Annotated in this window: 38 protein-coding genes; 5 read left to right on the plus strand and 33 right to left on the minus strand. The window is 61.9% G+C overall.

Features of this window, described 5'->3' with window-relative positions; all coding sequences use genetic code 11:
• Positions 1-21 precede the first annotated feature (21 nt).
• The 32 genes from truA to rpsJ form a co-directional block, all read right to left on the minus strand.
• Positions 22-906, minus strand: coding sequence for a tRNA pseudouridine(38-40) synthase TruA (gene truA / locus ACFT1A_RS16125; protein ID WP_378447819.1), 885 nt, complete (start codon positions 904-906; stop codon positions 22-24).
• A gap of 6 nt (positions 907-912) precedes the next feature.
• Complete coding sequence (gene rplQ / locus ACFT1A_RS16130) at positions 913-1470, minus strand: 50S ribosomal protein L17 (protein WP_020906897.1); 558 nt, start codon at positions 1468-1470, stop codon at positions 913-915.
• A 29-nt stretch (positions 1471-1499) separates the two neighbouring features.
• The gene (locus ACFT1A_RS16135) at positions 1500-2561 is read right to left on the minus strand and encodes a DNA-directed RNA polymerase subunit alpha (protein WP_003941016.1); all 1062 of its coding nucleotides are present in this window, start codon (positions 2559-2561) and stop codon (positions 1500-1502) included.
• A gap of 120 nt (positions 2562-2681) precedes the next feature.
• Complete coding sequence (rpsD, locus tag ACFT1A_RS16140; protein ID WP_003940769.1) at positions 2682-3287, minus strand: 30S ribosomal protein S4; 606 nt, start codon at positions 3285-3287, stop codon at positions 2682-2684.
• 22 nt (positions 3288-3309) lie between these two features.
• Positions 3310-3723, minus strand: coding sequence for a 30S ribosomal protein S11 (gene rpsK / locus ACFT1A_RS16145; RefSeq protein ID WP_003940683.1), 414 nt, complete (start codon positions 3721-3723; stop codon positions 3310-3312).
• Complete coding sequence (rpsM, locus tag ACFT1A_RS16150; protein ID WP_003940834.1) at positions 3723-4097, minus strand: 30S ribosomal protein S13; 375 nt, start codon at positions 4095-4097, stop codon at positions 3723-3725. Before rpsM ends, rpsK begins: the two co-directional genes overlap by 1 nt.
• A 250-nt stretch (positions 4098-4347) precedes the next feature.
• Positions 4348-4461, minus strand: a complete 114-nt coding sequence (gene rpmJ, locus ACFT1A_RS16155; protein WP_003938068.1) for a 50S ribosomal protein L36 — start codon at positions 4459-4461, stop codon at positions 4348-4350.
• Positions 4462-4551: 90 nt separating this feature from the next.
• Positions 4552-4773 carry a translation initiation factor IF-1 gene (infA, locus tag ACFT1A_RS16160; RefSeq protein ID WP_003418601.1) on the minus strand — a complete coding sequence of 74 codons (222 nt, stop codon included), beginning with the start codon at positions 4771-4773 and terminating at the stop codon, positions 4552-4554.
• A 314-nt stretch (positions 4774-5087) separates the two neighbouring features.
• Positions 5088-5885: a type I methionyl aminopeptidase gene (gene map / locus ACFT1A_RS16165; RefSeq protein WP_378447820.1), complete on the minus strand. Its 798-nt coding sequence runs from the start codon at positions 5883-5885 to the stop codon at positions 5088-5090.
• Positions 5885-6430, minus strand: a complete 546-nt coding sequence (locus ACFT1A_RS16170; RefSeq protein ID WP_003940868.1) for an adenylate kinase — start codon at positions 6428-6430, stop codon at positions 5885-5887. Before ACFT1A_RS16170 ends, map begins: the two co-directional genes overlap by 1 nt.
• The gene (gene secY, locus ACFT1A_RS16175; RefSeq protein ID WP_230812251.1) at positions 6427-7746 is read right to left on the minus strand and encodes a preprotein translocase subunit SecY; all 1320 of its coding nucleotides are present in this window, start codon (positions 7744-7746) and stop codon (positions 6427-6429) included. The genes ACFT1A_RS16170 and secY overlap by 4 nt, the downstream gene beginning before the upstream one ends.
• Positions 7747-8003: 257 nt before the next feature.
• Entirely contained in the window at positions 8004-8447 is a 444-nt protein-coding gene (rplO, locus tag ACFT1A_RS16180; protein WP_138869531.1) for a 50S ribosomal protein L15, read from the minus strand.
• A 2-nt stretch (positions 8448-8449) separates the two neighbouring features.
• Positions 8450-8629, minus strand: a complete 180-nt coding sequence (gene rpmD / locus ACFT1A_RS16185) for a 50S ribosomal protein L30 (RefSeq protein ID WP_003940751.1) — start codon at positions 8627-8629, stop codon at positions 8450-8452.
• Complete coding sequence (rpsE, locus tag ACFT1A_RS16190; RefSeq protein WP_003940718.1) at positions 8629-9300, minus strand: 30S ribosomal protein S5; 672 nt, start codon at positions 9298-9300, stop codon at positions 8629-8631. Before rpsE ends, rpmD begins: the two co-directional genes overlap by 1 nt.
• Positions 9301-9331: 31 nt before the next feature.
• Entirely contained in the window at positions 9332-9739 is a 408-nt protein-coding gene (gene rplR, locus ACFT1A_RS16195; RefSeq protein ID WP_003940996.1) for a 50S ribosomal protein L18, read from the minus strand.
• Between the two features lies 1 nt (position 9740).
• Positions 9741-10280 (minus strand): 50S ribosomal protein L6, encoded by a 540-nt coding sequence (gene rplF, locus ACFT1A_RS16200; protein ID WP_003940970.1) that lies wholly within the window; start codon positions 10278-10280, stop codon positions 9741-9743.
• A 14-nt stretch (positions 10281-10294) separates the two neighbouring features.
• Positions 10295-10693, minus strand: a complete 399-nt coding sequence (gene rpsH, locus ACFT1A_RS16205; protein ID WP_003940873.1) for a 30S ribosomal protein S8 — start codon at positions 10691-10693, stop codon at positions 10295-10297.
• Between the two features lie 463 nt (positions 10694-11156).
• Positions 11157-11342: a type Z 30S ribosomal protein S14 gene (locus tag ACFT1A_RS16210; RefSeq protein WP_003940698.1), complete on the minus strand. Its 186-nt coding sequence runs from the start codon at positions 11340-11342 to the stop codon at positions 11157-11159.
• Between the two features lie 4 nt (positions 11343-11346).
• The gene (rplE, locus tag ACFT1A_RS16215; protein ID WP_003940924.1) at positions 11347-11913 is read right to left on the minus strand and encodes a 50S ribosomal protein L5; all 567 of its coding nucleotides are present in this window, start codon (positions 11911-11913) and stop codon (positions 11347-11349) included.
• 1 nt (position 11914) lies between these two features.
• Positions 11915-12232: a 50S ribosomal protein L24 gene (gene rplX, locus ACFT1A_RS16220; RefSeq protein ID WP_003941019.1), complete on the minus strand. Its 318-nt coding sequence runs from the start codon at positions 12230-12232 to the stop codon at positions 11915-11917.
• On the minus strand, positions 12232-12600 hold the full coding sequence (gene rplN, locus ACFT1A_RS16225; protein WP_003940951.1) for a 50S ribosomal protein L14: 369 nt from the start codon (positions 12598-12600) through the stop codon (positions 12232-12234). Before rplN ends, rplX begins: the two co-directional genes overlap by 1 nt.
• Positions 12601-12946: 346 nt before the next feature.
• Positions 12947-13228: a 30S ribosomal protein S17 gene (rpsQ, locus tag ACFT1A_RS16230; protein ID WP_003941020.1), complete on the minus strand. Its 282-nt coding sequence runs from the start codon at positions 13226-13228 to the stop codon at positions 12947-12949.
• Entirely contained in the window at positions 13225-13461 is a 237-nt protein-coding gene (gene rpmC, locus ACFT1A_RS16235) for a 50S ribosomal protein L29 (RefSeq protein ID WP_003940734.1), read from the minus strand. The genes rpsQ and rpmC overlap by 4 nt, the downstream gene beginning before the upstream one ends.
• Complete coding sequence (gene rplP / locus ACFT1A_RS16240; RefSeq protein WP_003940899.1) at positions 13461-13877, minus strand: 50S ribosomal protein L16; 417 nt, start codon at positions 13875-13877, stop codon at positions 13461-13463. Before rplP ends, rpmC begins: the two co-directional genes overlap by 1 nt.
• 3 nt (positions 13878-13880) lie before the next feature.
• Positions 13881-14687, minus strand: a complete 807-nt coding sequence (rpsC, locus tag ACFT1A_RS16245; protein ID WP_003941003.1) for a 30S ribosomal protein S3 — start codon at positions 14685-14687, stop codon at positions 13881-13883.
• Positions 14687-15091, minus strand: coding sequence for a 50S ribosomal protein L22 (rplV, locus tag ACFT1A_RS16250; RefSeq protein ID WP_003940717.1), 405 nt, complete (start codon positions 15089-15091; stop codon positions 14687-14689). The genes rpsC and rplV overlap by 1 nt, the downstream gene beginning before the upstream one ends.
• Positions 15088-15369, minus strand: coding sequence for a 30S ribosomal protein S19 (rpsS, locus tag ACFT1A_RS16255; RefSeq protein WP_003940820.1), 282 nt, complete (start codon positions 15367-15369; stop codon positions 15088-15090). The genes rplV and rpsS overlap by 4 nt, the downstream gene beginning before the upstream one ends.
• 13 nt (positions 15370-15382) lie before the next feature.
• Positions 15383-16219, minus strand: coding sequence for a 50S ribosomal protein L2 (rplB, locus tag ACFT1A_RS16260; RefSeq protein WP_033231378.1), 837 nt, complete (start codon positions 16217-16219; stop codon positions 15383-15385).
• Positions 16220-16258: 39 nt separating this feature from the next.
• Positions 16259-16564, minus strand: a complete 306-nt coding sequence (gene rplW, locus ACFT1A_RS16265) for a 50S ribosomal protein L23 (RefSeq protein WP_003940990.1) — start codon at positions 16562-16564, stop codon at positions 16259-16261.
• Complete coding sequence (rplD, locus tag ACFT1A_RS16270; RefSeq protein WP_003940723.1) at positions 16561-17235, minus strand: 50S ribosomal protein L4; 675 nt, start codon at positions 17233-17235, stop codon at positions 16561-16563. The genes rplW and rplD overlap by 4 nt, the downstream gene beginning before the upstream one ends.
• Positions 17232-17888 (minus strand): 50S ribosomal protein L3, encoded by a 657-nt coding sequence (gene rplC, locus ACFT1A_RS16275; RefSeq protein WP_003940826.1) that lies wholly within the window; start codon positions 17886-17888, stop codon positions 17232-17234. Before rplC ends, rplD begins: the two co-directional genes overlap by 4 nt.
• A 17-nt stretch (positions 17889-17905) precedes the next feature.
• On the minus strand, positions 17906-18211 hold the full coding sequence (rpsJ, locus tag ACFT1A_RS16280; RefSeq protein WP_003938093.1) for a 30S ribosomal protein S10: 306 nt from the start codon (positions 18209-18211) through the stop codon (positions 17906-17908).
• A 553-nt stretch (positions 18212-18764) separates the two neighbouring features.
• On the opposite strand from rpsJ, the gene ACFT1A_RS16285 reads away from it, so the two are divergent.
• From ACFT1A_RS16285 to ACFT1A_RS16305, 5 genes are all read left to right on the plus strand, one after another.
• Positions 18765-19241: a hotdog fold domain-containing protein gene (locus ACFT1A_RS16285; protein WP_378447821.1), complete on the plus strand. Its 477-nt coding sequence runs from the start codon at positions 18765-18767 to the stop codon at positions 19239-19241.
• A gap of 231 nt (positions 19242-19472) precedes the next feature.
• Positions 19473-19862, plus strand: coding sequence for a chorismate mutase family protein (locus ACFT1A_RS16290; protein ID WP_378447822.1), 390 nt, complete (start codon positions 19473-19475; stop codon positions 19860-19862).
• Complete coding sequence (gene pabB, locus ACFT1A_RS16295; RefSeq protein WP_378447823.1) at positions 19859-21943, plus strand: aminodeoxychorismate synthase component I; 2085 nt, start codon at positions 19859-19861, stop codon at positions 21941-21943. The genes ACFT1A_RS16290 and pabB overlap by 4 nt, the downstream gene beginning before the upstream one ends.
• 8 nt (positions 21944-21951) lie before the next feature.
• Positions 21952-22881 (plus strand): prephenate dehydrogenase dimerization domain-containing protein, encoded by a 930-nt coding sequence (locus ACFT1A_RS16300; protein ID WP_378447824.1) that lies wholly within the window; start codon positions 21952-21954, stop codon positions 22879-22881.
• Positions 22878-23822, plus strand: coding sequence for a diiron oxygenase (locus tag ACFT1A_RS16305; RefSeq protein ID WP_378447825.1), 945 nt, complete (start codon positions 22878-22880; stop codon positions 23820-23822). The genes ACFT1A_RS16300 and ACFT1A_RS16305 overlap by 4 nt, the downstream gene beginning before the upstream one ends.
• A 7-nt stretch (positions 23823-23829) precedes the next feature.
• Here the strand turns inward: ACFT1A_RS16305 and ACFT1A_RS16310 are convergent, their stop codons facing one another.
• The gene (locus tag ACFT1A_RS16310) at positions 23830-24684 is read right to left on the minus strand and encodes a glycosyltransferase family 2 protein (protein WP_378447826.1); all 855 of its coding nucleotides are present in this window, start codon (positions 24682-24684) and stop codon (positions 23830-23832) included.
• Between the last annotated feature and the right edge of the window lie 391 nt (positions 24685-25075).

Below are 25075 nucleotides of genomic sequence, written 5' to 3' on the forward strand. Positions count from 1 at the left end.
GGGCATTTTGTATGCAGTCGATCAGTCGCCGCAGCATCCACCCGAAGACGGAATCTCGCGGGTCTCACGGGTAATCGCGTTGCGGGCAGCCAGTTCGGAGTAGTCGGGGTAGTCCACGCGGACCAACGAAAGTCCGTGCGCCGGCGCAACGAGGATGGAACTGGACCGCGAAGTTTCGTCGAGCAAACCTGCCAGCCAGTCGGCGGTGCGCCGTCCCTCACCGACAGAGAGGACTGCGCCGACGAGACTGCGAACCATCGACCAGCAGAATGCGTCCGCATTCACGTAAGCCGTGAATACCGTGCCCTCTTGTGCCCAGTCGAATCGTTGCAGCTCTCGCACCGTCGTGGCACCTTCTCGACGCTTGCAGAATGCCGCGAAGTTGTGAAGGCCGAGAAGCCGATTCGACGCTTCCTGCATCGCGCCGAGATCGAGTGGTTTGGGGTACGACACGGTATCGCGTGCGCGCAGGGGCTCCACGCCGAATGCCGCGTTGGTCACCCGGTACTCGTAATAGCGTCGCATCGCCGAAAATCGCGCGTCGAACTCACCGGGAACCACCGAGATCTGTTTGACCCGAACGTCCTTGGGCAAGAATCGTGCGAGCCTGCGCACAAGTCGCGAAGGGTCGTCCGGGAGCAACTCGCCCGGGACGTCGACGTGCGCTACCTGCCCGGTTGCGTGGACACCAGCGTCCGTTCGACCGGCAACAGTGAGCTGAACCGGTTGCCGTAGCACCGTTCCCAACTTGTCTTCGATCTCGCCGCACACAGTGCGCAGGTCGGTCTGACGGGCCCAACCCGAGAAATCGGTGCCGTCATAGGAGATGTCGAGCCGCAATCGAACGAGCCCGCCGTCCCCGGTGGGGGCGGCGGGCTCGTTCGATTCAGCGTGTGCCGAAACCAAGGGAGACTAGTCCTTCTTGGCCTCTTCGGCCTCGGGAGCGTCGGCCGCAGTTGCGGTCTCGTCCTCGATGGCCTCGACGACTGCGTCAGCGTTCTCGACCTCAGCCTCGGTCGCGTCGGCCTCTACGGCCTCGACGACGTTCTCTGCGGCGGGAGCTTCCTGCGAGGACTTGACGCGACGAGCGCGATCAGCCTCGGAGGTGACCGTCTTTTCCTTGACGAGCTCGATGATTGCCATCGGAGCGTTATCACCCTTGCGGGGGATCGTCTTGATGATGCGGGTGTATCCACCGTTACGGTCCGCGTAGAACGGGCCGATCTCGGCGAACAGGGTGTGAACGACATCCTTGTTACGGATGACCTTCAGCACCTCACGACGGTGAGCCAGCGTGCCGGCCTTTGCGTGCGTGACGAGCTTCTCGGCGTAGGGGCGCAGTGCCTTGGCCTTGGACTCGGTGGTGGTGATGCGACCGTGCTCGAAGAGCGCGGTAGCCAGATTGGCGAAAATCGCCTTCTGGTGGGAAGCCGACCCGCCGAAGCGGGCACCCTTCTTGGGCTTGGGCATGATGATCTCCTAGTAAAGGACCTGAGCTGCTACAGCTGTTCGGTCTCGGCGTAGTCCTCGGTACCCTCGGCATCGCCGAAGGAACCGGCATCAGTGTCACTCCACGTTCCGGTGGCGGCGTCGTAGCCGGCAACGGTGGTGGGATCGAAGGATGCGGGGCTGTCCTTGAGGGACAGGCCGAGCGAATGCAGCTTGACCTTGACCTCGTCGATGGACTTCTGTCCGAAGTTGCGGATGTCGAGCAGATCGGACTCGGTACGGCCGACAAGCTCACCGACGGTGTGAACACCTTCGCGCTTGAGGCAGTTGTAGGAGCGGACCGTGAGGTCCAGATCCTCGATGGGGAGTCCGAAGGAAGCGATGTGATCGGCCTCGGCGGGCGAGGGTCCGATCTCGATTCCTTCTGCTTCGACGTTCAGCTCACGGGCCAGGCCGAAGAGCTCAACCAGGGTCTTGCCCGCAGAAGCGAGCGCGTCCCGTGCGGTGATGGAGTTCTTCGTTTCCACGTCGAGAACGAGCCGATCGAAGTCGGTGCGCTGTTCGACGCGAGTGGCCTCCACCTTGTAGGTGACCTTGAGCACCGGCGAGTAGATCGAGTCGACCGGGATACGGCCGATCTCTGCGCCGGACGCCTTGTTCTGGACGGCGGGGACATAGCCGCGACCGCGCTCGACAACGAGCTCGATCTCCAGCTTTCCCTTGTCGTTCAGGGTGGCGATGTGCAGATCAGGGTTGTTCACGGTGACGCCTGCCGGGGGCACGATGTCGCCTGCGGTAACAGCGCCGGGGCCCTGCTTGCGGACGTACATGGTGACCGGCTCGTCCTCTTCGGAGTTCACGACGAGGCCCTTGAGGTTCAGGATGATGTCGGTGACATCTTCCTTCACGCCCGGGACGGTGGTGAACTCGTGGAGAACGCCGTCGATACGGATGCTGGTGACAGCAGCGCCGGGGATCGACGAGAGCAGCGTGCGGCGCAGCGAATTGCCGAGCGTGTACCCGAAACCTGGCTCCAGGGGCTCGATGACGAACTTCGAGCGGTTATCAGCGATGACCTCTTCGGTCAGCGTGGGTCGCTGAGAAATGAGCATTGGTATTTCCTCCTGTACGGACGTCCACTATTTGACGCCCACGATGGGAAAGGGCCTGCGGCCCCGTGAGTGGTTGAGGAGTCCGGAGACTCCTCAACCACTCACAGGGTGCGGAGCACCTTACTTCGAGTAGTACTCGACGATGAGCTGTTCCTGCAGAGCGATGTCGATCTGCGCGCGCTCGGGAAGCTGGTGAACCAGGATCCGCAGACGCGAGCCGACAACCTGCAGCCACCCGGGAACCGGGCGATCGCCGACGGTCTCACGCGCAACCTGGAACGGAAGCGTGGAGAGCGACTTCTCCTTGACATCGATGATGTCGTACTGCGAGACGCGGTAGCTCGGGATGTCGACCTTCTTGTTGTTCACGAGAAGGTGACCGTGCGTGACCAGCTGACGTGCCTGACGGCGCGTGCGAGCGAGGCCTGCGCGGTACACGACGTTGTCGAGACGCGACTCGAGGATGCGAAGCAGGTTCTCACCGGTCTTGCCGGGGCGGTTGTTCGCCTCCTTGTAGTACAGGCGGAACTGCTTCTCCATGACGCCGTAGGTGAAGCGAGCCTTCTGCTTCTCCTGCAGCTGGAGCAGGTACTCGCTCTCCTTGATACGCGCGCGGCCGTGCTGTCCGGGCGGGTACGGGCGACGCTCGAATGCCTGGTCGCCTCCAACGAGGTCGACGCGCAGACGACGCGACTTGCGGGTGATGGGTCCGGTATAACGTGCCATTTTCTTCTACCTATCCTTCCCGCTATACCCGACGCCGCTTGGGCGGACGGCAGCCGTTGTGCGGCTGGGGGGTTACATCGGAAATGGTGCCGACCTCGAGGCCAGCAGCCTGGAGGGAACGGATTGCGGTCTCGCGACCGGATCCCGGTCCCTTGACGAAGACGTCAACCTTCTTGACACCGTGCTCCTGCGCCTTGCGGGCAGCGCTCTCAGCAGCAAGCTGAGCGGCGAAGGGAGTCGACTTACGCGAACCCTTGAAGCCGACGTGTCCCGAAGACGCCCAGGAAATGACATTTCCGGCGGGGTCCGTGATGGACACGATGGTGTTGTTGAAGGTGCTCTTGATGTGAGCGGCGCCGTGCGGGATGTTCTTCTTATCCCTGCGACGCGTCTTCTGGGTCTTCTTCGGACCGGTGCTACGTGACTTCGGGGGCATTACTTCGCCTTCTTCTTGCCGGCAATGGTGCGCTTCGGACCCTTACGGGTACGGGCGTTGGTCTTGGTGCGCTGACCACGCACGGGCAGACCACGACGGTGGCGCAGGCCCTGGTAGCAGCCGATCTCGATCTTGCGACGGATGTCGGCCTGAACCTCGCGGCGAAGGTCACCCTCGACTTTGAGCGACTCCTCGATGTACTCGCGGAGCTTTGCCAGGTCCTCGTCCGAGAGGTCCTTGCTCCGGAGATCCGGGCTGACGCCGGTGGCGTCAAGGATTTCCTTGGAGCGGGTACGGCCGATGCCGTAGATGTATGTCAGTGCGATCTCCATGCGCTTTTCGCGAGGAAGATCAACACCAGAGAGACGTGCCATGGTGGCATTTCCTTATCGGTGTGCGGAGGTCTGCTCCCAGCCCTTCCCCTGTGCCTCTTGCCGAGTACCGACGCCCGAAGGCGCAGATGATCTCATCAACTAACTCAGTGGGGCCCCGGCCTCCGTGCCGGGGGTGAACCATTGTCCGACCTTGGCGATCGGTGAACGATCGCGTGGGGTCTCGTCAACAATGGCTGGTACTGGGAGGTCTTCTTTGCTTGTTGCCAAGCAGATCTTCGAAAAGCTAGATCTAGCCCTGACGCTGCTTGTGACGCAGGTTCTCGCAGATCACCATGACTCGACCGTTACGGCGAATCACTTTGCACTTCTCGCAGATCTTCTTGACGCTCGGCTGAACCTTCACGTCTTCTGATCTCCTGTTTTGTCGCAGCCTGCCGCGATGAACCGCAGCAGACATACTTCTCCCTGACCCAGGTCAGGTCCGGGAAGTTCGTTACTTGTAGCGGTAAACGATGCGTCCGCGCGACAAATCGTAGGGCGAGAGCTCTACGACAACGCGATCTTCCGGGAGGATGCGAATGTAGTGCTGACGCATCTTTCCGCTGATGTGGGCGAGGACCTTGTGGCCATTCTCGAGCTCAATGCGGAACATCGCATTGGGCAGCGGCTCGACTACTCGTCCTTCGACCTCGATGGCCCCGTCTTTCTTAGCCATATCCTCCGCGATCCGTTTGGTTTGGCATGCTTCGTGCATCGGCTTCCGTTACATTGGCACGCAATGGAAAGATCGTCGGCAGTTCGCAAGCCCGATCCCGGAGCGATCCGGGCGTAGGCACACGAACTATCGACGCGCATAGCGCACCGCCTAGCCATGTTACGCGATGTAAACGACCAGGCCAAATGCGCCTCCGGTCAGGGTGACGACACACACCGCTCCCCCATCGAAAAAGTCCCAGCCTCGACATGAGGCTGGGACTTTTTCGAACGTGAAACATGCTCGCTGCCAACACTTGTCAGCGACTGCGCCGACTACTCCGGCCGAAGGGTAAGAATCCGCGGCCCGTCTTCGGTCACAGCGACGGTGTGTTCCCAGTGCGCTGCGCGGGAACCGTCGGTGGTCACGACAGTCCAGTCGTCGTCGAGAATCACCGTGTCGGTGGTGCCGAGCGTGAGCATCGGCTCGATCGCCAGGCACGATCCGACAACCAATTCAGGACCCTTACCCGGGGCACCTTCATTGGCGAGGAACGGATCCATGTGCATTTCGCGACCGATTCCGTGTCCGCCGTATCCGTCGACGATGCCGTAGGAACGACCGTGCAACTTCTCGGCGGCCTTGGTGCCGACCTCGATCGCGTGCGAAACGTCCGTCAGACGGTTGCCTGCGATCATCGCCGCGATCCCGGCTTCCATCGAAAGCCGAGTTGCCTCGCTCAGTTCCTGATCGGCGACGCTGATCTCGCCGACACCGAACGTCCAAGCAGAGTCACCGTGCCAACCGTCGAGGATCGCACCGCAGTCGATCGAAACGAGGTCACCTTCGGCCAGGATGTCCTGAGCCGAAGGGATCCCGTGAACGACGCGATCGTTGACCGAGGAGCAGATCGAACCGGTGAAGCCGTGGTACCCGAGGAACGAGGGCACGGCGCCGGCGTCACGAATGACGGATTCTGCGACCGCGTTCAGTTCCAAAGTGCTGACACCGGGCTTCGCCGCAGCGCGCACCGCCACCAACGCCGAACCCACGATCGCGCCGGCAGCAGCCATCGCGTCGAGTTCGCCCGCGGAGCGGAACGGAACAACCTTGCGCTTACGCCCGAAGACCATTACTTACCCAACGCTGCCAGTGCGCGTGCGTTGACCTCTTCGACCTCGCCGATCGCGTCGACGGAGACGATGCTGTCCTTGTAGTAGTCGAACAGCGGTGACGTCTCGTCGCGGTAGACCCGGAGGCGGTTGCGGATGACGTCCTCGGTGTCGTCTGCACGACCGCGGGCGAGCATGCGCTCGACCACGATGTCCTCGTCGACGACGAAGGAGAGGACACCGTCGAGCTTGGTGTCGAGGTCCTTCAAGATTCCCTCGAGTGCCTGAGCCTGTTCGACCGAGCGCGGGAATCCGTCGAGAAGGAATCCGTTTGCTGCGTCCGGTTCTGCGACGCGAGCCTTCACCATGTCGTTGGTGATCGAACTCGGTACCAGTTCACCGGCATCGATGTACTTCTTTGCTTCTACACCGAGAGCGGTGGCCTGACCGATGTTCGCGCGGAAGAGATCACCCGTCGAAATGTGGGGAACGCCGAACTTCTCGGACAAGATAGCGGCCTGGGTGCCCTTGCCGGCACCGGGAGGACCAAGGAGGACAAGTCTCACTTGAGGAACCCTTCATAGTTACGCTGCATTAGCTGACTCTCGATCTGCTTCACGGTGTCCAGACCGACGCTGACCATGATCAGCACCGCGGTGCCACCGAACGGCAGGTTCTGCGCGCCGCCACCGTTCCCGATATCGAGGAACAGGTTGGGCAGAACAGCAATGGTGCCAAGGTAAATCGCACCCGGAAGGGTGATGCGACTCAGCACGTAGTTGAGGTAATCCGCGGTCGGTTGACCGGGCCGGATACCGGGGATGAAGCCACCGAACTTCTTCATCTCGTCGGCGCGCTCTTCGGGATTGAAGGTGATGGCGACGTAGAAGTACGTGAAGAAGACGATCAGGCCGAAGTAGATCGCGATGTACACCGGGTTGGCCGGGTTCACCAGGTAGGTGTTGATCAGGCGCTGCCACCAGCTGGGGTCGACCGCTGTGCTGGCCGAAGTCAGCTGTGCGATCAAGTTCGGGAGGTACAGCAGTGAAGACGCGAAGATCACCGGGATGACGCCGGCCTGGTTGACCTTCAGTGGCAGGTACGTCGAGGATCCGCCGTACATCTTGCGTCCGACCATCCGCTTTGCGTACTGCACCGGAATGCGGCGCTGACCCTGCTCGACGAAGACGACACCGGCGATGATCAACAGCGCTGCGAGGCAGACGAAGGCGAAGACCAGTGGACCGCGGCTGTCGAGAATCGACTTGCCCTCGCTCGGGATACGCGATGCGATACCGGCGAAGATGAGGAGCGACATACCGTTGCCGACGCCGCGTTCGGTGATGACCTCACCGAACCACATGACCATGGCAGCACCGGCAGTCATGACCAGCACGATGATGACAAGACCGAAGATCGACTTGTCGGCGATGATGTCGTCACAGCCCTGGAGCAACTGTCCACGTGCCGCGAGGGCGACGATGCCAGTCGACTGCAGGATGGCCAGAGCGATGGACAGGTAACGCGTGTACTGCGTCATCTTGGCCTGACCGGACTGGCCTTCTTTTCGAAGTTCCTCGAACTTCGGGATCACCACGGTCAGCAGCTGCACGATGATGCTTGCCGTGATGTACGGCATGATTCCGATCGCAAAGATCGACATCTGAAGCAGAGCGCCGCCGGAGAACAGGTTGATCAGCGAGTAGATACCTGCTGAGTCACCCGAGTTGGCGATATCGATGCACTGACGCACGCGGCCGTAGTCGACACCTGGGGACGGAATGAGAGCGCCGACCCGATACAGAGCCACCAAGCCGAGGGTGAAGAGGATCTTCCGCCTCAGGTCTGGGGTCCTGAGGGCCGAGACGAAGGCGGAAAGCAAAGATCCTCCTGGCACGACGGTAGGGAGACAGATCGTTTTGACCTGTCGAACTTTTGAACTCTAACAGTGAGCATTTGGGAACTAAGCGGGCAGACCACGAAAACCGGGTAAGCCGAAGATACATTTGCCACTCGGTGACCAGAATACTGACCCGTCCGAGCAAGCACGACCAATCCGTGACACGACCTCGTAGACGCCGATGGCCGCAACGCAGCAAACGCTGCGCTGCGGCCATCGGACTAGCTAAGCGTGATCACTCACAGCTCGGTAGCGGAACCACCGGCAGCAGCAATCTTTTCCTTGGCGGAACCGGTGAACTTGTCGACGGTCACCTGAACGGCAACAGTCAGTTCGCCGTCGCCCAGAACCTTGACGAGCTGGTTCTTGCGGACTGCGCCCTTGGCAACGAGATCCTCGACCGTGATTGCTCCACCTTCGGGGAACAGACGGGCGATGTCGCCGACATTGACGACCTGGTACTCGGTGCGGAAGGGGTTCTTGAAGCCCTTGAGCTTGGGCAGACGCATGTGAAGCGGCATCTGTCCACCCTCGAAGCCCACGCGCACGGTGTTACGTGCCTTGGTGCCCTTGGTACCGCGACCTGCGGTCTTACCACGCTTGCCGCCCTCACCGCGTCCAACACGAATCTTGTTGGACTTGGATCCGGGAGCGGGGCGCAGGTGGTGCAGTTTGATGGTCATGGTTAGACCTCCTCAACTGTTACGAGGTGGCGCACCACGTTGATCAGACCGCGGTTCTGTGCGTTGTCCTCACGAACAACGGTCTGACGGATGCCCTTGAGACCGAGCGTGCGCAGAGAATCCTTCTGGTTCTGCTTGGTCCCGATGATGCTCTTGATCTGAGTGACCTTGAGATCTGCCATTACTTCACACTCCCAGCAGCCTGTGCGCGAGCGCGAAGCATGCCGGCGGGTGCAACCTCTTCGAGGGTGAGGCCGCGGCGAGCCGCAACTTCCTCGGGACGCTGCAGACCCTTGAGCGCAGCAACGGTCGCATGCACGACGTTGATGGCGTTGTCGCTACCGAGCGACTTCGACAGGATGTCCGCGATTCCAGCGCACTCCAGCACGGCGCGCACAGCGCCACCGGCGATAACACCGGTACCGGGGCTTGCCGGGCGAAGCATGACGATGCCGGCAGCAGCCTCACCCTGAACGGGGTGAGTGATGGTGTTGGCGATCATCGGGACGCGGAAGAAGCTCTTGCGAGCCTCCTCGACACCCTTCTGGATGGCCGCGGGAACTTCCTTGGCCTTTCCGTAGCCGACGCCGACCAGTCCGTTGCCGTCTCCGACGATCACCAGAGCGGTGAAGCTGAACCGACGACCACCCTTGACGACCTTGGAAACGCGGTTGATCGTGACAACGCGCTCGATGAACTGTGACTTCTCCGCAGCGTTTCCGCCACGGCCACCGTCGCGACGGTCACGGCCGCCACCACGGTTGTCCCCACGAGCGTTGCTGTTGTCACCGCTGTTGGGGCCATTCTGTCCGGCGGGTCCGCTTCCGCCGTCACGCCTTTGACGTCCCGGCATCAGGCTGTCCTTCCGTTGAAAATGTTGGTCATCAGAACTTCAACCCGCCTTCGCGAGCCGCGTCTGCCAGGGCCGCGATGCGACCGTGGTAGCCGTGTCCGCCGTGGTCGAAGACAACTGCTTCCACGCCGGCAGCCTTGGCGCGCTCGGCGATCAGCTGACCGACCTTCGCGCTCGCAGCCTTCTTGTCGCCCTCTGCCACGCGCACGTCGGCTTCGATGGTCGACGCGGAGGCCAGGGTGTGGCCTGCCAGGTCGTCCACGAGCTGGACGTGGATGTGGCGCGAGGACCGGTTGACGACCAAGCGGGGACGCTCGGGCGTGCCGGAGACCTTCTTGCGGAGACGGAAGTGACGACGCGTCTTCGAGAGACGACGCTTGGTGGACGCATCCTTGCCCAGCGGAATCCGCTTGGCTTTCTGGTTTGCAGTCTGGCTCATATCACTTACCCGTCTTTCCGACCTTGCGGCGGATCTGCTCACCCTCGTAACGCACGCCCTTACCCTTGTACGGGTCCGGACGACGGAGACGACGGATGTTGGCCGAGATCTGCCCGACCTTCTGCTTGTCGATGCCGGACACCGAGAACCGGGTGGGCGACTCGACGACGAAGGTGATGCCTTCGGGAGCCTCGATCGGCACCGGGTGGCTGAAGCCGAGCGCGAACTCGAGGTCCTTGCCCTTCAGTGCCACACGGTAACCAACACCGTGGATCTCCATCTTCTTCGTGTAACCCTCGGTAACACCGGTGATGATGTTCGCAACGAGGGTCCGCGACAGACCGTGCAGCGCGCGGCTACGACGCTCGTCGTCGGGGCGGGTGACGCTCAGCGAGCCGTCCTCTGCCTTTTCGATTGCGATGGGCTCGGAGATGGTCAACGCGAGGGTGCCCTTGGGACCCTTGACGGTGACATCCTGGCCGCTGATCGTGACGTCAACGCCCGCGGGGACGGTGACCGGAATCTTTCCAATACGCGACATTGTGGTGGCCTCCCTTACCAGACGTAGGCGAGGACTTCCCCGCCTACTCCTTGATTGGCCGCCTGGCGATCGGTGAGCAGACCGGACGACGTGGAGATGATGGCCACGCCGAGGCCTCCGAGGACCTTGGGCAGGTTGGTGGACTTCGCGTAAACCCGGAGACCGGGCTTGGAAACGCGACGCACGCCGGCGAGGCTACGCTCGCGGCTGGGTCCGTACTTCAGGTCGACGATGAGGGTCTTGCCGACCTCAGCGTCTTCGGTACGGAAATCGGAGATGTAGCCCTCACGCTTGAGGATCTCGGCGATGTTCGCCTTGATCTTCGAGTGGGGAAGCTTCACCTCATCGTGGTACGCCGTGTTGGCGTTGCGCAGACGCGTCAAGAAGTCTGCGATGGGGTCAGTCATGGTCATAGGTCGACCTCGACACCTTTCTCGCTGTGGTTCCCATGCAACACCGGACGAATCCGATCGTGGGCCTCCAGCAATTCGGCTGGGCCGTCCGACTTGTGTCAGACGGCGTAAGTTACCGCACCGAGCTGAACGCATGCGTCAGCCACGGCAACCGCTCTAGTGTAGGGAACTTTGGCGCAGGTGTCCACCGAGATGCCACGTCGCCTACCTCACCATCGCCCAGAAGACCTGCAGGGCTAGGTGCCGAGGCGTCCCGAAATCTGAACTGCTCGTTCGCGTCCGAAGATCGACGTCTACGGCCGACGGATCGTTTCGACCCAGAGTTGCAGCGGGACAGTTCTTTTCAGGATCAGCACGATGCACATTCAGCGCACATCTCGGTTCAAACGCCGAATGGGCGTGGGTTCCAAAGGAACCCACGCCCATTCAGATGCGTGGTGTGACGAAGCCCGAGGGCCTCAGATCACCAAGAGCTCTTGCGAACTCCGGGAAGCTCGCCGGCGTGAGCCATCTCGCGAACGCAGATACGGCACAAGCCGAACTTGCGGAACACCGAGTGCGGGCGACCGCACCGCTGGCAGCGGGTGTAGGCGCGAACCGCGAACTTGGGCTTCTTGTTGGCCTTGTTGACCAATGCCTTCTTAGCCATGCGCTCAGTTCTCCTTGAACGGGAAGCCGAGGTGCTTGAGCAGTGCACGGCCTTCTTCGTTGTTGGTTGCGGTGGTCACGACGGTGATGTCCATACCGCGGGGGCGATCGATCTTGTCCACGTCGATCTCGTGGAACATCGACTGCTCGTTGAGGCCGAACGTGTAGTTGCCGTTGCCGTCGAACTGGTTGCCCGAGAGACCGCGGAAGTCGCGGATACGGGGCAGAGCGACAGACACGAGGCGGTCCAGGAACTCCCACATGCGGTCGCCACGGAGGGTGACGCGTGCGCCGATGGGCATACCTTCGCGGAGCTTGAACTGCGCGATGGACTTACGTGCCTTGCGGATCTCGGGCTTCTGGCCCGTGATCAGCGACAGGTCATGGACAGCGCCGTTGATCAGCTTGGCGTCACGGGCAGCGTCGCCGACGCCCATGTTGACGACAACCTTGACGACGCCGGGGATCTGCATGACGTTCGAGTAGTCGAACTCGCTGTTGAGCGCGTCCTTGATCTCAGCGCGGTAGCGTGCCTTGAGGCGCGGCTGGACCTTGTTTTCGGTGGAGGTCATGTCAGATGTCCTTCCCGTTCTTCCGGGAAATCCGAACGCGCTTGCCGGACTCTTCGTCGGTGCGGTAGCCCACGCGAGTGGGGTTTCCGTCCGAGTCGACGACTGCAACGTTGGAAACGTGGATCGGGGCTTCCTGCGTGACGATGCCGCCGGAGGATGCTCCGCGCTCGTTCGCGGAAACCGCGGTGTGCTTCTTGATTCGGTTCACGCCTTCGACGAGGACCTTGTCGGTCGCGGGGTAGGCCTGAATGACCTTGCCCTTCGCGCCCTTGTCCTTGCCGGCGATGACCAGAACGGTGTCACCCTTGTGCACCTTCATCACAGCACCTCCGGGGCAAGCGAAACGATCTTCATGAACTTCTTCTCGCGCAGCTCACGGCCGACGGGTCCGAAGATGCGGGTTCCACGGGGATCACTGTCAGCCTTGATGAGCACTGCAGCGTTCTCGTCGAACTTGATGTAGGAACCGTCCGGACGACGGCGCTCCTTGGTCGTACGAACGATGACGGCCTTGACGACCTCACCCTTCTTGATGTTTCCACCGGGGATTGCGTCCTTGACGGTGGCGACGATGACGTCACCGATCCCGGCGTAGCGACGTGACGAACCGCCGAGAACGCGGATGCAAAGGATTTCCTTGGCACCCGTGTTATCAGCGACGCGAACTCGCGACTCCTGCTGAATCACTTGATCTCCCTAGACCTGGAATTTCGTGCGCAACGGATTACCGACCCGGTGCGCGCGGTCATTGTTGCCACCTGCGTCGTGTCTGAGCTGCAGTCCCACCGACTGACGCCGGGAGACGATCACTGCAAGCACCGTTCGAGCTGCGCACGTGAAGACACACCTCTGCCACAGGCAACCGTTCTATTGTAGGGAAGGGTTCGCCGATTACCAAATCAGCACTGCTCGACGCAACTCGAACCCCGCACCGGGAAGAATCTCGGAAAGCCTGAAACGCCGAATGGCCCACTCCCCCAAGGGGAAGCGGGCCATTCGGTGATACTCGATCAGCTCGAGGATTCGATCAGGCTTACTTGGCCTTTTCGAGGACCTCGACCAGACGCCAGTGCTTCGTCGCGGACAGCGGACGGGTTTCCATCAGCTGAACGCGGTCGCCGACGCCGGCAACGCCGTTCTCGTCGTGCGCCTTCACCTTGGTCGTACGGCGGATGATCTTGCCGTAGAGCTTGTGCTTGACGCGGTCTTCGAGCTCGACCACGATCGTCTTTTCCATCTTGTCGGACACGACGTATCCGACACGGACCTTACGGCTCGCGCGCTCTTCTGTGCTCACTGCTTTTTCCTCACTCATGCCGCGTCACCTGCATCCGGACCCACAGCGAGTCCGAGCTCACGCTCACGCAGGACGGTGTAGATGCGCGCGATCTCGTGACGAACGGTGCGCAGTCGTCGGTTGTTGTCCATCTGGCCGGTAGCCATCTGGAAACGAAGGTTGAAAAGCTCTTCCTTCGACTCACGGAGCCGGGTGACCAGCTCGTCTTCACTGAGCTCGCGGAGCTCTGCTGCTGGGGTTCCAGTAGCCATCAGAACTGCTCCTCTCTGGTCACGATCCGGCACTTGCACGGGAGCTTGTGCATCGCGCGGCGCAGGGCCTCACGAGCAATCTCCTCGTTGGGGTATGTCATCTCGAACAGAACGCGTCCGGGCTTGACGTTGGCAATCCACCACTCGGGCGAACCCTTACCGGAACCCATTCGGGTTTCGGCCGGCTTCTTCGTGAGGGGGCGATCCGGGAAGATGTTGATCCAGATCTTGCCGCCACGCTTGATGTGCCGAGTCATGGCGATACGAGCGGACTCGATCTGCCGGTTGGTGATGTAGGCAGGCTCGAGAGCCTGGATGCCGTAGTCACCGAAGGTCACCTGGGTACCGCCCTTGGCGGCACCCGAACGGCTCGGGTGGTGCTGCTTGCGGTGCTTGACCCGCCGTGGGATCAACATGCGTCAGCCCTCCTGATTCTGTTCAGTTGCGGGAGCATCGGCGGTTGCGGTCGCTGCGCGGCCGGCCTCGGTGCTGGTCGCAGTGGTACCGGTGGCACCGGAACGACGCGGACGGCTCGGACGCTCACGACGCGGGCGATCCCCGGCCGGTGCGGCCGTGTTGGCGGCGAGCTCGCGCTTGCCACCGACGATGTCGCCCTTGTAGATCCAGACCTTGACGCCGATGCGACCGAAGGTGGTCTTGGCCTCGTAGAGGCCGTAGTCGATGTCCGCACGAAGCGTGTGCAGCGGCACACGGCCTTCGCGGTAGAACTCCGACCGGGACATCTCGGCGCCGCCGAGACGACCGGAGCACTGAACGCGGATTCCCTTGACGTTGGGCTGACGCATGGCCGACTGGATGGCCTTGCGCATTGCACGACGGAAGGCAACGCGGTTCGAGAGCTGCTCGGCCACACCCTGTGCGACGAGCTGTGCCTCAGCTTCTGCGTTCTTGACCTCGAGGATGTTCAGCTGAACCTGCTTGCCGGTCAGCTTCTCGAGCTCGGAGCGGATGCGATCGGCTTCGGCGCCGCGGCGGCCGATGACGATGCCCGGACGTGCAGTGTGGATGTCCACGCGAACACGGTCACGGGTGCGCTCGATTTCGACCTTCGCGATTCCTGCGCGCTCCATGCCGGTGGCGAGGAGCTTACGGATCGCGACGTCTTCCTTGACGTACTCCGCGTACTGCTTGTCTGCGTACCAGCGAGACTTCCAGTCGGTGGTGATGCCGAGACGGAAGCCGTGCGGGTTGATTTTCTGGCCCACTACTGAGCACTTCCCTTCCGGCGATTACGGGTCGATGTTCCGGTCTTCGGCAGGCTCTCCACGATCACGGTGATGTGACTGGTGCGCTTGCGAATACGGAACGCACGTCCCTGTGCACGCGGCTGGAACCGCTTGAGGGTCGCGCCCTCGTCCACGAACGCCGTAGCAACGACAAGCGTGCTGGGGTCGAGGTCGAGGTTGTTCTCGGCGTTGGCAGCTGCGGAGGCGATCACCTTGGCGACCGGCTCGCTCGCTGCCTGCGGCGCGAACTTCAGGATGTTCAGGGCGTCTTCAACCGAGCGCCCGCGGACCAGGTCCACAACTCGACGTGCCTTCATCGGCGTAACGCGAACGTGCTTCGCTACGGCCTTGGCAGTCGGGTTGGCGGTTTCGGTGTTGCTCATCGCCTCTTCGCCTTCCGATCATCCTTGATGTGACCCTTGAACGTGCGGGTCGGTGCAAACTCTCCGAGCTTGTGTCCGACCATGGAGTCGGAAACGAACACGGGGACGTGCTTGCGGCCGTCGTGAACTGCAAACGTGTGGCCGATGAAGTCCGGGATGATTGTCGAACGACGGGACCAGGTCTTGATGACCTGCTTGGTTCCCTTTTCGTTCTGTACATCCACCTTCGCGAGGAGGTGGTCATCGACGAACGGGCCCTTCTTAAGGCTGCGTGGCATCCTTCACTCCCTCCTAGCGCTTGTTCTTGCCGGTGCGGCGGCGACGGACGATCATCTTGTCGCTTGCCTTGTTCTTGCGGGTACGGCCTTCCGGCTTACCCCACGGGCTGACCGGGTGGCGTCCACCTGAGGTCTTGCCCTCGCCGCCACCGTGCGGGTGGTCGACCGGGTTCATCACGACACCACGAACGGTCGGGCGCTTGCCCTTCCAACGCATACGGCCGGCCTTGCCCCAGTTGATGTTCGACTGCTCGGCGTTGCCGACCTCGCCGACGGATGCGCGGCAGCGCACGTCGACGCGACGGATTTCACCGGAAGGCATACGCAGCGTGGCGTAGCTGCCTTCCTTACCGAGGAGCTGGATGCTGGCGCCTGCGGAACGAGCCATCTTGGCTCCGCCGCCGGGACGCAGTTCCACACCGTGGATGGTGGTACCAGTCGGGATGTTGCGCAGCGGCAGGTTGTTGCCCGGCTTGATGTCGGCGCCTGCACCGGACTCGATCGGTGAACCCTGCACCAGGCCCTTGGGGGCGATGATGTAGCGCTTCTCACCGTCTGCGTAATGCAGGAGTGCGATGTTTGCTGTGCGGTTGGGGTCGTACTCGATGTGAGCGACCTTTGCCGGGATGCCGTCCTTGTCGTTGCGACGGAAATCGATCAGTCGGTATGCACGCTTGTGTCCGCCGCCCTTGTGACGGGTGGTGATACGACCGTGTGCGTTACGTCCACCGCGACCGTGCAGCGGGCGAACCAGCGACTTCTCGGGGGTCGACCGAGTGATCTCGGCGAAGTCCGAGACGCTCGAGCCACGACGGCCCGGTGTTGTCGGCTTGTACTTACGGATTGCCATGAGTCTTCTCGTCCTCTATGTCTCGTCAAGTCCCGGCGCTTACGCGACCGGTCCTCCGAAGATCTCGATGGGCTTGCTGTCAGCGGACAGGGTCACGAGCGCGCGCTTGGTGTCCTTGCGCTTGCCGTAACCGAATCGGGTCCGCTTACGCTTGCCCTGACGGTTGGCGGTGTTGACGCTGGTCACCTTGACGCCGAAGACCTTCTCGACGGCAATCTTGATCTGCGTCTTGTTCGAGTCCGGGTGCACCAGGAAGGTGTAGGTGCCTTCCTCGATCAGTCCGTAGGACTTCTCGGAGATGACCGGAGCGAGCAGGATGTCGCGGGGGTCAGCGATGGTGCTCACTTGGCGTCCTCCTTGTTCTGAGCGCTCTCTGCGGGCCCGTGGATGAACGCGTTGAGTGCCTCGACGCTGAACACGACATCGTCTGCATTGAGCACGTCGTAGGTGTTGAGCTGGTCGGGTGCAATGGGATGCACGCCTTCCAGGTTCTGCACGCTCTTCCAAGCGGCTACATCCTGGCGACCCACGACGAGCAGCAGCTTCTTGCGATCCGAGATCTCGCCGAGGAACGCGATTGCGCCCTTGGTCGAAGGCGTCTGCCCTGCAACCAGTTCGGTGATGACGTGGATGCGCTCGTTGCGTGCGCGGTCAGAGAGGGCTCCGCGTAGAGCGGCTGCCTTCATCTTCTTGGGGGTGCGCTGGCTGTAGTCACGCGGCTGCGGGCCGTGAACGGTTCCGCCGCCGACGAACTGCGGTGCGCGAGTCGAGCCCTGGCGTGCGCGGCCGGTGCCCTTCTGGCGGTACGGCTTCTTTCCACCGCCGCGGACGTCGCCGCGGGTCTTGGTGGAGTGGGTTCCCTGACGAGCAGCTGCGAGCTGCGCGACGACAACCTGATGGAGAAGCGCGATGTTGGCCGGAGCGTCGAAGATCTCAGCGGGGAGATCGACGGTGCCGTTGGTCTTGCCGCCGGCGACCTTGACGTCCAGGGTCAACTTGGTCTCGGTGCTGGTCATGCCCGTGCACCACCCTTCACTGCACTCTTGACGATCACGAGGCCGCCCTTGCGGCCGGGGATCGCACCCTTGATCAGCAGCAGGCCGTTCTCGGCATCCACCTTGTGGACCGAGAGGTTCTGCGTCGTGATGCGGTCGCTACCCATGCGTCCGGACATGCGCATGCCCTTGAACACGCGGCCGGGAGTTGCACAGCCACCGATGGAGCCCGGGCGGCGGTGAACAGCCTGGGTACCGTGCGACGCGCCCTGTCCCTTGAAGCCGTGACGCTTCATGGTTCCGGCGAAGCCCTTGCCCTTGCTGGTTCCGGTGACGTCGACGTATGCGCCGTCCTCGAAGACCTCGGCGGTGAGCTCCTGGCCGACCTCGTAGTCGGAGGTGTCCGCAACGCGGAGCTCCACTACGTGGCGACGCGGGGTCACACCAGCCTTGGTGAACTGGCCGGAAGTCGGCTTGTTCACCTTGCGCGGGTCGATGGCGCCGAACGCGAGCTGAACGGCGCTGTAGCCGTCACGCTCTTCGGTACGGATCTGGGTTACGACGTTCGGCCCAGCCTTCACGACGGTGACCGGGACAACCCGGTTGTTCTCGTCGAAGACCTGGGTCATGCCGAGCTTGGTGCCCAGGATTCCCTTGATCTTGGTATCAGTCATTGTTTTTGTCTCCGCCGTCACTGAATGTTCACGTCGACACTGGCCGGAAGGTCGATGCGCATGAGCGCGTCAACCGTCTTCGGCGTCGGGTCGAGAATGTCGATCAGCCGCTTGTGAGTACGCATCTCGAAGTGCTCGCGCGAGTCCTTGTACTTGTGCGGCGAGCGGATGACGCAATATACGTTCTTCTCGGTCGGCAACGGCACAGGTCCAACGACGCGGGCACCCGTACGGGTTACCGTCTCGACGATCTTGCGCGCTGACGCGTCGATCGCCTCGTGGTCGTAGGCCTTGAGCCTGATGCGGATCTTTTGTCCCGCCACGCTTAGTGTCCTTTTCTTGCCGCGTTTCGTAGCCCGCCTGGTCAGGCTCGAGCTACCTCGTCTGCACAGTCCTTGCCTGGACGATGACACGACGAACACTGAAGCGATCGGGACCAAGTCCAAGTTCTCGGGAGTACCGAGATTCGGATCGAGATCAGGATCTGCTGCCGCTGTTCGTTTGTCATTGTTCTCCGGTACACGCGGTCGGGCGTGTCGCCTTCTCACTCATCCTGCGCCGGACAATCTTTCGATCATCTGGCGCGTGATGCGTACCGGACGTGTTCGATGTCGAACACAAAGTAGGTACTGCTTCCGTCCTGCATTACTTCTCGTCTTGCATGGTCACAGTCGTAGACCCGATTACCCTTGACGGGATCTGCGATCGATCGTCTGTGACGTCTTACCCTTACCCGATCACGGCCGCAAACGACCGCGTCCCGGACAAGGCAACCCGACCAGTATGCCGTACCTGGCCCAATTCCTCAACTCCCCCGAACTGCCTTTTCCGAGTGAGCTGCGCGACAACAATCTTACTCAGAAGTAAGATAGGTCCATGACTACCTCCAGCCCTACTTATCGCGGATGGCAGAAATTGCCGGACAACGCCCTCGGACATGCAGTTTTCTCGGCGGCGATGTCCATTCGCGTCCCCTATTTCGCCTCCGTTCTCCCCCGGGTGACCAAGCTGGAACCAGGGCTCTGCGAGGTCCGCTCCCCCAAATGGTGGGGTGTCCACAACCATCTCGGCACGTTTCACGCGATCGCAGCTTGCAATCTCGCGGAGGTCGCAATGGGCATGCTGAGCGAAGCGACGGTTCCGAACTCGCACCGCTGGATCCCCAAGTCGATGAAGGTCGACTACCTCGCCAAGGCCGAAACGGGTCTGCGAGCTGTCGCCCACCTCGAGACCTTGCCGGACTTCGCTGCGATCGACAGCGGAACTGAACTGGTCGTTCCCATCTCGATCTTCGACCGCGACGGCAAGGAAGTAGTCCACGCCGAGATCACCACTTGGGTCACCCCCAAATAGGCACCCGCGTAGGCGGTCACGAACCCGCCTGCATCGCAAGCTAATTCGCCCGCCAACAGGTTTCGCAGAAATTCGGGCCGCCGCAGGTTTCGGCGAAAGACGATCGTGGAACACCTCCCCGAACGGCGATGGTCGGTCGGGGTGCCGGTGTCCGGAGGTGATTTACGTTCCGGACACCGCATTGTCGACCTCGCGTCACGCCGAGCACCGGGAGGCCTCGTGGAAGAGTTCTTGACCACAACGAGTTCCGAATCAGGCCCGGAGACCCGGGCGTATCCGGACAATGCCGAGGGGTTGGACAGCTTTCGGCGCGACCTCGACGCCATCGACGCTCTAATTCTCGAAACGGTGCGGCAGCGGCTGGAACTCTGCCTGCGTATCGGCGAGTGGAAGCGCTCCCGCGAGGTTCCGATGATGCAACCCGGCCGAGTCCGCCTCGTGCAGGAACGGGCACGCGAATTCGCCCGGAGTCACGACCTCTCGCCTGACTTCTTCAACTCGCTGTACGAGCTGATGATTGCCGAGACCTGCCGACTCGAAGACCTGGTGATCAACGCACCCGTTGAGGAGGAGGACACTGTTCGGGAATCCGTCGGACCGAGATCAGGATCATCGACATGAGTTCCCGCACCCTTCTGGTGGACAATTACGACTCGTTCACCTACAACCTGTTCACCCTGTTGACCGAGGTCAACGGGGTTGTGCCAACCGTGGTCCGCAACGACGCGGACTGGGATTCCCTCGATCTCGCGTCGTACGACAACGTGGTCATCTCCCCCGGTCCCGGCCGGCCCGATCGCGAGCGTGACTTCGGAATCAGCCGCCGTTTCATCGAGGAGGCACCCCTCCCACTTCTCGGTGTCTGTCTAGGTCACCAGGGCCTGTGCGAGTTGTTCGGTGCCGACGTGGTGGTTGCGCCCGTCCCGATGCACGGCCGCATCTCACTGATCGATCACGACGGTTCAGGCATCTTTGCCGGACTTCCGTCACCGTTCCGAGCTGTTCGCTACCACTCGTTGACCGTCGAGAATCTGCCGAATGCCTTCGTTCGCACCGCGTGGACCTCCGACGGACTGCTCATGGGTGTCAGACACCGGACCAAGCCGATGTGGGGCGTGCAGTTTCATCCGGAGTCCATCAGTACCGAGTTCGGCATCGATCTGCTCGCGAACTTCCGCGATCTGTCTGTCGGACGAACTCTGGATTCGGTGATCCGACACGAACCGGCGCCACAAACGCCCGACTTACGGCCGGCGATCAACTACGACGTCGACGACGTGACCCTCGATTTTGCCGTGGACCCGTCGGCGGCGTTTGCAGCACTGTTCGCCGACGGCCCCAACGCGTTCTGGCTGGACCGCGCGGCCACTGCGGAGCCGAGTGCACGCTTTTCGATTCTGGGCGATTCCGCGGGGCCGCTGGCTGAATTCATCACGTACGACGTGCAAGCCGGGGTGCTGACGGTCAGCCGAAAAGGCTTGTCCGACGAGCACATTCGAGTTCCGTTCTTCGACTACTTGGACGCGCAACTCGCGACGCGCTTCGTGCCCTCGCATCCGGAACTCGACTTCAACCTCGGTTACGTGGGCTATCTCGGCTACGAACTGAAAGCGCAGACCGGAGGAAGGGCTGTACATCCGGCACCCACTCCTGATGCCGCCCTGGTGTTTGCCGATCGCGCCGTCGTCATCGATCACACTGCCGGCCGCACTCACGTTTTGAGGTTGCGCGAGAAAGTCCGCGACGCCGGCCACGACGACTGGCTCGAATCGACCATCGACACCCTGGCGCGGATCGGCGCGGACCTTCCGGAACGCACCCCGGTTCCACTGATCAGCGAGACGGTCTGGACACAGGCTCGACTTCGGCATGATCGCGATCAGTACCTGTCGTTGATCGGGACCGCGCTCTCGGAGATCCGGGCAGGTGAGTCGTACGAGGTGTGTCTGACCAACATGGCGAGCGTCGACGAGACGATCGACGCGCTGCGGGCGTTCGAGTATCTGCGCTCGATCAATCCGACGCCGTACAGCGCACTGCTCGACTTCACCGGCATCTCGGTCGTTTCGGCCTCACCAGAGCGGTTTCTACGTGTCGACGCTGACGGCAACGTCGAGTCAAAGCCCATCAAGGGCACTCGCCCGCGAGGCGTCACCCGGGCGCGCGATGCGGCCCTTCGGCAAGACCTGCTCGACAGCGAGAAGGACCGCGCCGAGAACCTGATGATCGTCGACCTCACTCGCAACGACCTCACTAAAGTCTGCGTTCCGGGAAGCGTGCACGTTCCGAGGCTGTTCGCGATCGAGTCGTACTCGTCCGTTCATCAAATGGTGTCGACCGTGCGTGGACATCTGAGTCCGGGATCGTCGGCCGTGGACTGTGTCCGGGCCGCTTTCCCCGGTGGATCGATGACCGGCGCCCCGAAGGTACGAACGATGGAAATCATCGACCGCCTCGAATCCGGCCCGCGCGGGGTGTACTCCGGATCGATCGGGTACTTCGCCCTCGGTGGCGCCGCGGACCTTTCCATCGTGATCCGGTCGCTGGTCTGCACCGAGAGCGGCGTGACCTTCGGAATCGGTGGTGCCATCACCGCATTGTCCGACCCTGAAGAAGAGTTCGACGAGACCACGGTCAAGGCGTCCACGCTGCTCCGTGCCCTCGATGCGGTGTCCTCTCGGGTTCTCGAGTACGGCGGGTAGAACCAGCCATGACGGCGGCATCAGGTACTGCGACGGTTGTCGGCGGACTGGGTGCCGTCGGATCCATGTTCGTCGAACTGCTTCGCGCCGATGGCCTGACGGTCACCGTCGTCGATCCAGCAGGCAGCGATCCTGACGGAGATGTAGTCGTCGGCGACATCACGGCGCCGAGTGACTGGGTTGTCGACATCGTGGAGTCCGCGAGCATCATCGTGCTCGCGGTTCCCGAACAGGTCGCCCTGGCTGCACTGCCGACTCTTCAGACGTCCGACGCTCTCGTTGTGGACACGCTGTCGGTCAAATCGCGGATGGACGCGGCAATCGCCGACGCCGGCCGAGTACAGGAGTTTCTCGGGCTCAACCCCATGTTCCGTCCGTCGCTCGGCCCGAGTGGTCGATCCGTCATCGCGGTGCCGTACGTCGACGGTCCGCAAACAAGAAAGTTTCTCGACGTCGTTCGCTCGTGGGGAGCGTCGGTCGCGGTGATGGACCCCGATCGGCACGACCGATTGGCCGCAGCGACCCAGGTACTGACCCACGCGTCGGTGCTGGCCTTCGGCGTTGCCCTGGCCGAACTCGGACTTTCCGCGGACGAACTCCTCGCGGTCGCGCCTCCCCCGCATCGGACCCTGCTGGCGCTCCTGGCGCGGATAGCCGGCGGCGAACCGGAGGTGTACTGGGACGTGCAAGCGGGCAATCCGTATGCAGGTGCAACACGGAAAGCGCTGGCGGAAGCAACCGCGCAGGTGGACACCGCAACGAGGGCACTCGGCGACTTCACGACGCTGATGAAAGTGGCAGAGGCAGCACTCGGTGATCGCTCAGACGAATTGAACGCGGAGTGCCAGAGCCTCTTCGATCGCATTGCCGAAGGGCACAGGAGACTGCCGAAGGGCACGGGGAGACTGCCGAAGGGCACAGAGAGTAGGGCACGATGAGACCTGGAGTGAGTCCGCCCAGCCTGCCGGATCACGACGCTTCCGATCCCGTCGAGAGTGCGATCGTCAACCGCCTTGCGAGCAATTGGGCACGCCGGGCAACCGTGAAGAAGGCGGAGCCGGAACTGGACGATCTCTTCGACCCTTCGCTGTCCGACTACCCCGAAGCACTTCTCCCGTTCGCGGAGCATCCGACCTACCTGGCAATGAGTCCCGAGCAGAAGCAACGCCTGCAGGCCTGGGCATGGATTGCGTTCAACAAGAACGTCATGGACATCGAGAAGTACGTCGTCAACCCCGGGTTCGACGTTCTCGCCGAAGACCGACTGGGCGTCGGACTCGGAGATTGGGCTGCAGTTGCCGTCAATCAGGCGATGGTCGACGAGCAATATCACACGCTCATGCACTTCAACGCCAGTTCAGCGACCCGTCGAGGCAGGGGCTGGGAGCTTCCGTCGAAGGCATTGCCCGACGTCCTGACGGTCCGCACGCGGGCGCAAGCCCTCGACACAGCCGAGGGGCCTCGCAAGATCGCGCTCACCGAGTTGGCGTTCATGACCGTCGCGGAGGTGTCGATCACCGCGTACCTCGACCTGATCTCGGATGACCCGGGCGTGCAGTCGATCAACCGCGCGACAATCCGGTTACACGCTCGCGACGAGTACTGCCATGCCTCGATTGCCGGGGAACTGGCGGTGCTGGTCTGGGATTCCTTGGATCGTGGAGATCGCAGCTATCTACTGGAAGGCTTCGAGGGCGCCATGCGCGCATTCAGCGGGACCGACTTCGGCGCGTGGCGAGCAATCATGAAGATCGAAGCCATACCCGGCGGACAGAAGATGCTCGACGACGTCGAATCGGGACGGCGCAACAACCTGTTCGTCCAGGATTACAGCGGTATCGAGAGGTTGTACAAGACCTTGAATCTGGACAGGATGTAGCCGACTCTCACGAATCCACGGGCATAGTGCGGGCTCCGGAACCTGACAGCAGTTTCCGCCATGACAGCCGATCGGTTTGCCGGTCGTACATTCGGTACGCCGGCCACAACAGAGCATGCAGAATTGACGTCTTGAGAATCATCAAACGAAGTCGTGTAGTCATAGCCTGGTGATACTCGAGCGTTGTCACCGAAGCCTTGTTGTATGACAGAAACTCGATGGGTCCAGTCTCTCCCCTTCGCCCGGAGATTTCGCTCCGCATGTCCAGGTCAGTGCCGAACTGCATCCCTGCCTTCACCAGGCACAGCGACAGATCCACGTCTTCGTGAATGTCGGTGCGATCACTGACCTTGTCGCGGATCGAGCGCCACGACGTCGCCCGAATCGCCATATTAGAACCAGTCAGTGCGTGCGCCGGTTTGATTCCGTGGAAATCGCCACGGGCCTCGGCTTTGTTCACCGCTGCTCGTTGAAGACCCGAAAACGGTGACTCGTAAAACAACGAGAAACCGGTAACGGCATCAAGATCATGAGAAGCGAAGGAACTTCGAACCGCTCGCGCCCACCCTGGTGCGACACGCGAATCCGCATCGACCCTTCCGATGAATTCACCCACTGCGATGTCGAACCCGGCATTACGAGCATGAACAACGCCTTGACGCGGTTCGACAAGATATCGAATTCGAGAATCCCGCCGCTCGAAAGAACGCGCGATTTCAGGGGTGCGGTCGGTGGAATTGTTGTCGACAACAATTATCTCGAGGATTTCGTCCCCTTGACGAGCGAGGGACTCCAAACACCCGGCGATGTAGTCCTCCTCGTTGTACACGGGAACCACCACTGACAACGTGCCGATATCCATGAGCAGTAGGTTACCTCGCCAGAGGGAGTCGACTTGATGATCGAGTCAGGGGTGCCCGTCGATCGAGTACGAACTCGTAGTATTCGACGAGCATTCAGCACGCGCGAACACGGTTCACACCTGTCGGCGACCCGAAATCAGGCCCGGTACCGGACACTGTGCGATATCGCACAGTCCAGTCGGTCGGCCTGACCGCGGCTTATCGCCAAGCTGCACATTTGCATCGATCCCCACCGCGCGAAGGCCGGAATGAGGTTGTCCCTCCGGTAACATCCACTGTGCATCCGGAGATAGACGTACAAGGTTCCCGCAACCACTGGGGTCCTTACCAGTGACTCCGGCTCGGGCTACGACTTGCTCGAGAAAGGACACGGCCGAGAAGCCGTGTCCA

This window comes from Rhodococcus sp. NPDC057135 (genome assembly GCF_042670865.1).
GTDB lineage: Bacteria > Actinomycetota > Actinomycetes > Mycobacteriales > Mycobacteriaceae > Rhodococcus_F.

What these genes read in the sequence shown, in the direction of transcription:
- rplQ (WP_020906897.1), bottom strand. Translation starts at nt 1,470, where the DNA reads ATGCCCAAGCCCAAGAAGGGTGCCCGCTTCGGCGGGTCGGCTTCCCAC.
- ACFT1A_RS16135 (WP_003941016.1), bottom strand. Translation starts at nt 2,561, where the DNA reads ATGCTCATTTCTCAGCGACCCACGCTGACCGAAGAGGTCATCGCTGAT.
- rpsD (WP_003940769.1), bottom strand. Translation starts at nt 3,287, where the DNA reads ATGGCACGTTATACCGGACCCATCACCCGCAAGTCGCGTCGTCTGCGC.
- rpsK (WP_003940683.1), bottom strand. Translation starts at nt 3,723, where the DNA reads ATGCCCCCGAAGTCACGTAGCACCGGTCCGAAGAAGACCCAGAAGACG.
- rpsM (WP_003940834.1), bottom strand. Translation starts at nt 4,097, where the DNA reads ATGGCACGTCTCTCTGGTGTTGATCTTCCTCGCGAAAAGCGCATGGAG.
- infA (WP_003418601.1), bottom strand. Translation starts at nt 4,773, where the DNA reads ATGGCTAAGAAAGACGGGGCCATCGAGGTCGAAGGACGAGTAGTCGAG.
- map (WP_378447820.1), bottom strand. Translation starts at nt 5,885, where the DNA reads ATGGTCTTCGGGCGTAAGCGCAAGGTTGTTCCGTTCCGCTCCGCGGGC.
- rplO (WP_138869531.1), bottom strand. Translation starts at nt 8,447, where the DNA reads ATGACCATCAAACTGCACCACCTGCGCCCCGCTCCCGGATCCAAGTCC.
- rpmD (WP_003940751.1), bottom strand. Translation starts at nt 8,629, where the DNA reads ATGGCAGATCTCAAGGTCACTCAGATCAAGAGCATCATCGGGACCAAG.
- rpsE (WP_003940718.1), bottom strand. Translation starts at nt 9,300, where the DNA reads ATGCCGGGACGTCAAAGGCGTGACGGCGGAAGCGGACCCGCCGGACAG.
- rplR (WP_003940996.1), bottom strand. Translation starts at nt 9,739, where the DNA reads ATGAGCCAGACTGCAAACCAGAAAGCCAAGCGGATTCCGCTGGGCAAG.
- rplF (WP_003940970.1), bottom strand. Translation starts at nt 10,280, where the DNA reads ATGTCGCGTATTGGAAAGATTCCGGTCACCGTCCCCGCGGGCGTTGAC.
- rpsH (WP_003940873.1), bottom strand. Translation starts at nt 10,693, where the DNA reads ATGACCATGACTGACCCCATCGCAGACTTCTTGACGCGTCTGCGCAAC.
- ACFT1A_RS16210 (WP_003940698.1), bottom strand. Translation starts at nt 11,342, where the DNA reads ATGGCTAAGAAGGCATTGGTCAACAAGGCCAACAAGAAGCCCAAGTTC.
- rplE (WP_003940924.1), bottom strand. Translation starts at nt 11,913, where the DNA reads ATGACCTCCACCGAAAACAAGGTCCAGCCGCGCCTCAAGGCACGCTAC.
- rplX (WP_003941019.1), bottom strand. Translation starts at nt 12,232, where the DNA reads ATGAAGGTGCACAAGGGTGACACCGTTCTGGTCATCGCCGGCAAGGAC.
- rpsQ (WP_003941020.1), bottom strand. Translation starts at nt 13,228, where the DNA reads ATGAGTGAGGAAAAAGCAGTGAGCACAGAAGAGCGCGCGAGCCGTAAG.
- rpmC (WP_003940734.1), bottom strand. Translation starts at nt 13,461, where the DNA reads ATGGCTACTGGAACCCCAGCAGCAGAGCTCCGCGAGCTCAGTGAAGAC.
- rplP (WP_003940899.1), bottom strand. Translation starts at nt 13,877, where the DNA reads ATGTTGATCCCACGGCGGGTCAAGCACCGCAAGCAGCACCACCCGAGC.
- rplV (WP_003940717.1), bottom strand. Translation starts at nt 15,091, where the DNA reads ATGAGCAACACCGAAACCGCCAACCCGACTGCCAAGGCCGTAGCGAAG.
- rpsS (WP_003940820.1), bottom strand. Translation starts at nt 15,369, where the DNA reads ATGCCACGCAGCCTTAAGAAGGGCCCGTTCGTCGATGACCACCTCCTC.
- rplB (WP_033231378.1), bottom strand. Translation starts at nt 16,219, where the DNA reads ATGGCAATCCGTAAGTACAAGCCGACAACACCGGGCCGTCGTGGCTCG.
- rplD (WP_003940723.1), bottom strand. Translation starts at nt 17,235, where the DNA reads ATGACCAGCACCGAGACCAAGTTGACCCTGGACGTCAAGGTCGCCGGC.
- rplC (WP_003940826.1), bottom strand. Translation starts at nt 17,888, where the DNA reads ATGACTGATACCAAGATCAAGGGAATCCTGGGCACCAAGCTCGGCATG.
- ACFT1A_RS16285 (WP_378447821.1), top strand. Translation starts at nt 18,765, where the DNA reads ATGACTACCTCCAGCCCTACTTATCGCGGATGGCAGAAATTGCCGGAC.
- pabB (WP_378447823.1), top strand. Translation starts at nt 19,859, where the DNA reads ATGAGTTCCCGCACCCTTCTGGTGGACAATTACGACTCGTTCACCTAC.
- ACFT1A_RS16300 (WP_378447824.1), top strand. Translation starts at nt 21,952, where the DNA reads ATGACGGCGGCATCAGGTACTGCGACGGTTGTCGGCGGACTGGGTGCC.
- ACFT1A_RS16305 (WP_378447825.1), top strand. Translation starts at nt 22,878, where the DNA reads ATGAGACCTGGAGTGAGTCCGCCCAGCCTGCCGGATCACGACGCTTCC.
- ACFT1A_RS16310 (WP_378447826.1), bottom strand. Translation starts at nt 24,684, where the DNA reads ATGGATATCGGCACGTTGTCAGTGGTGGTTCCCGTGTACAACGAGGAG.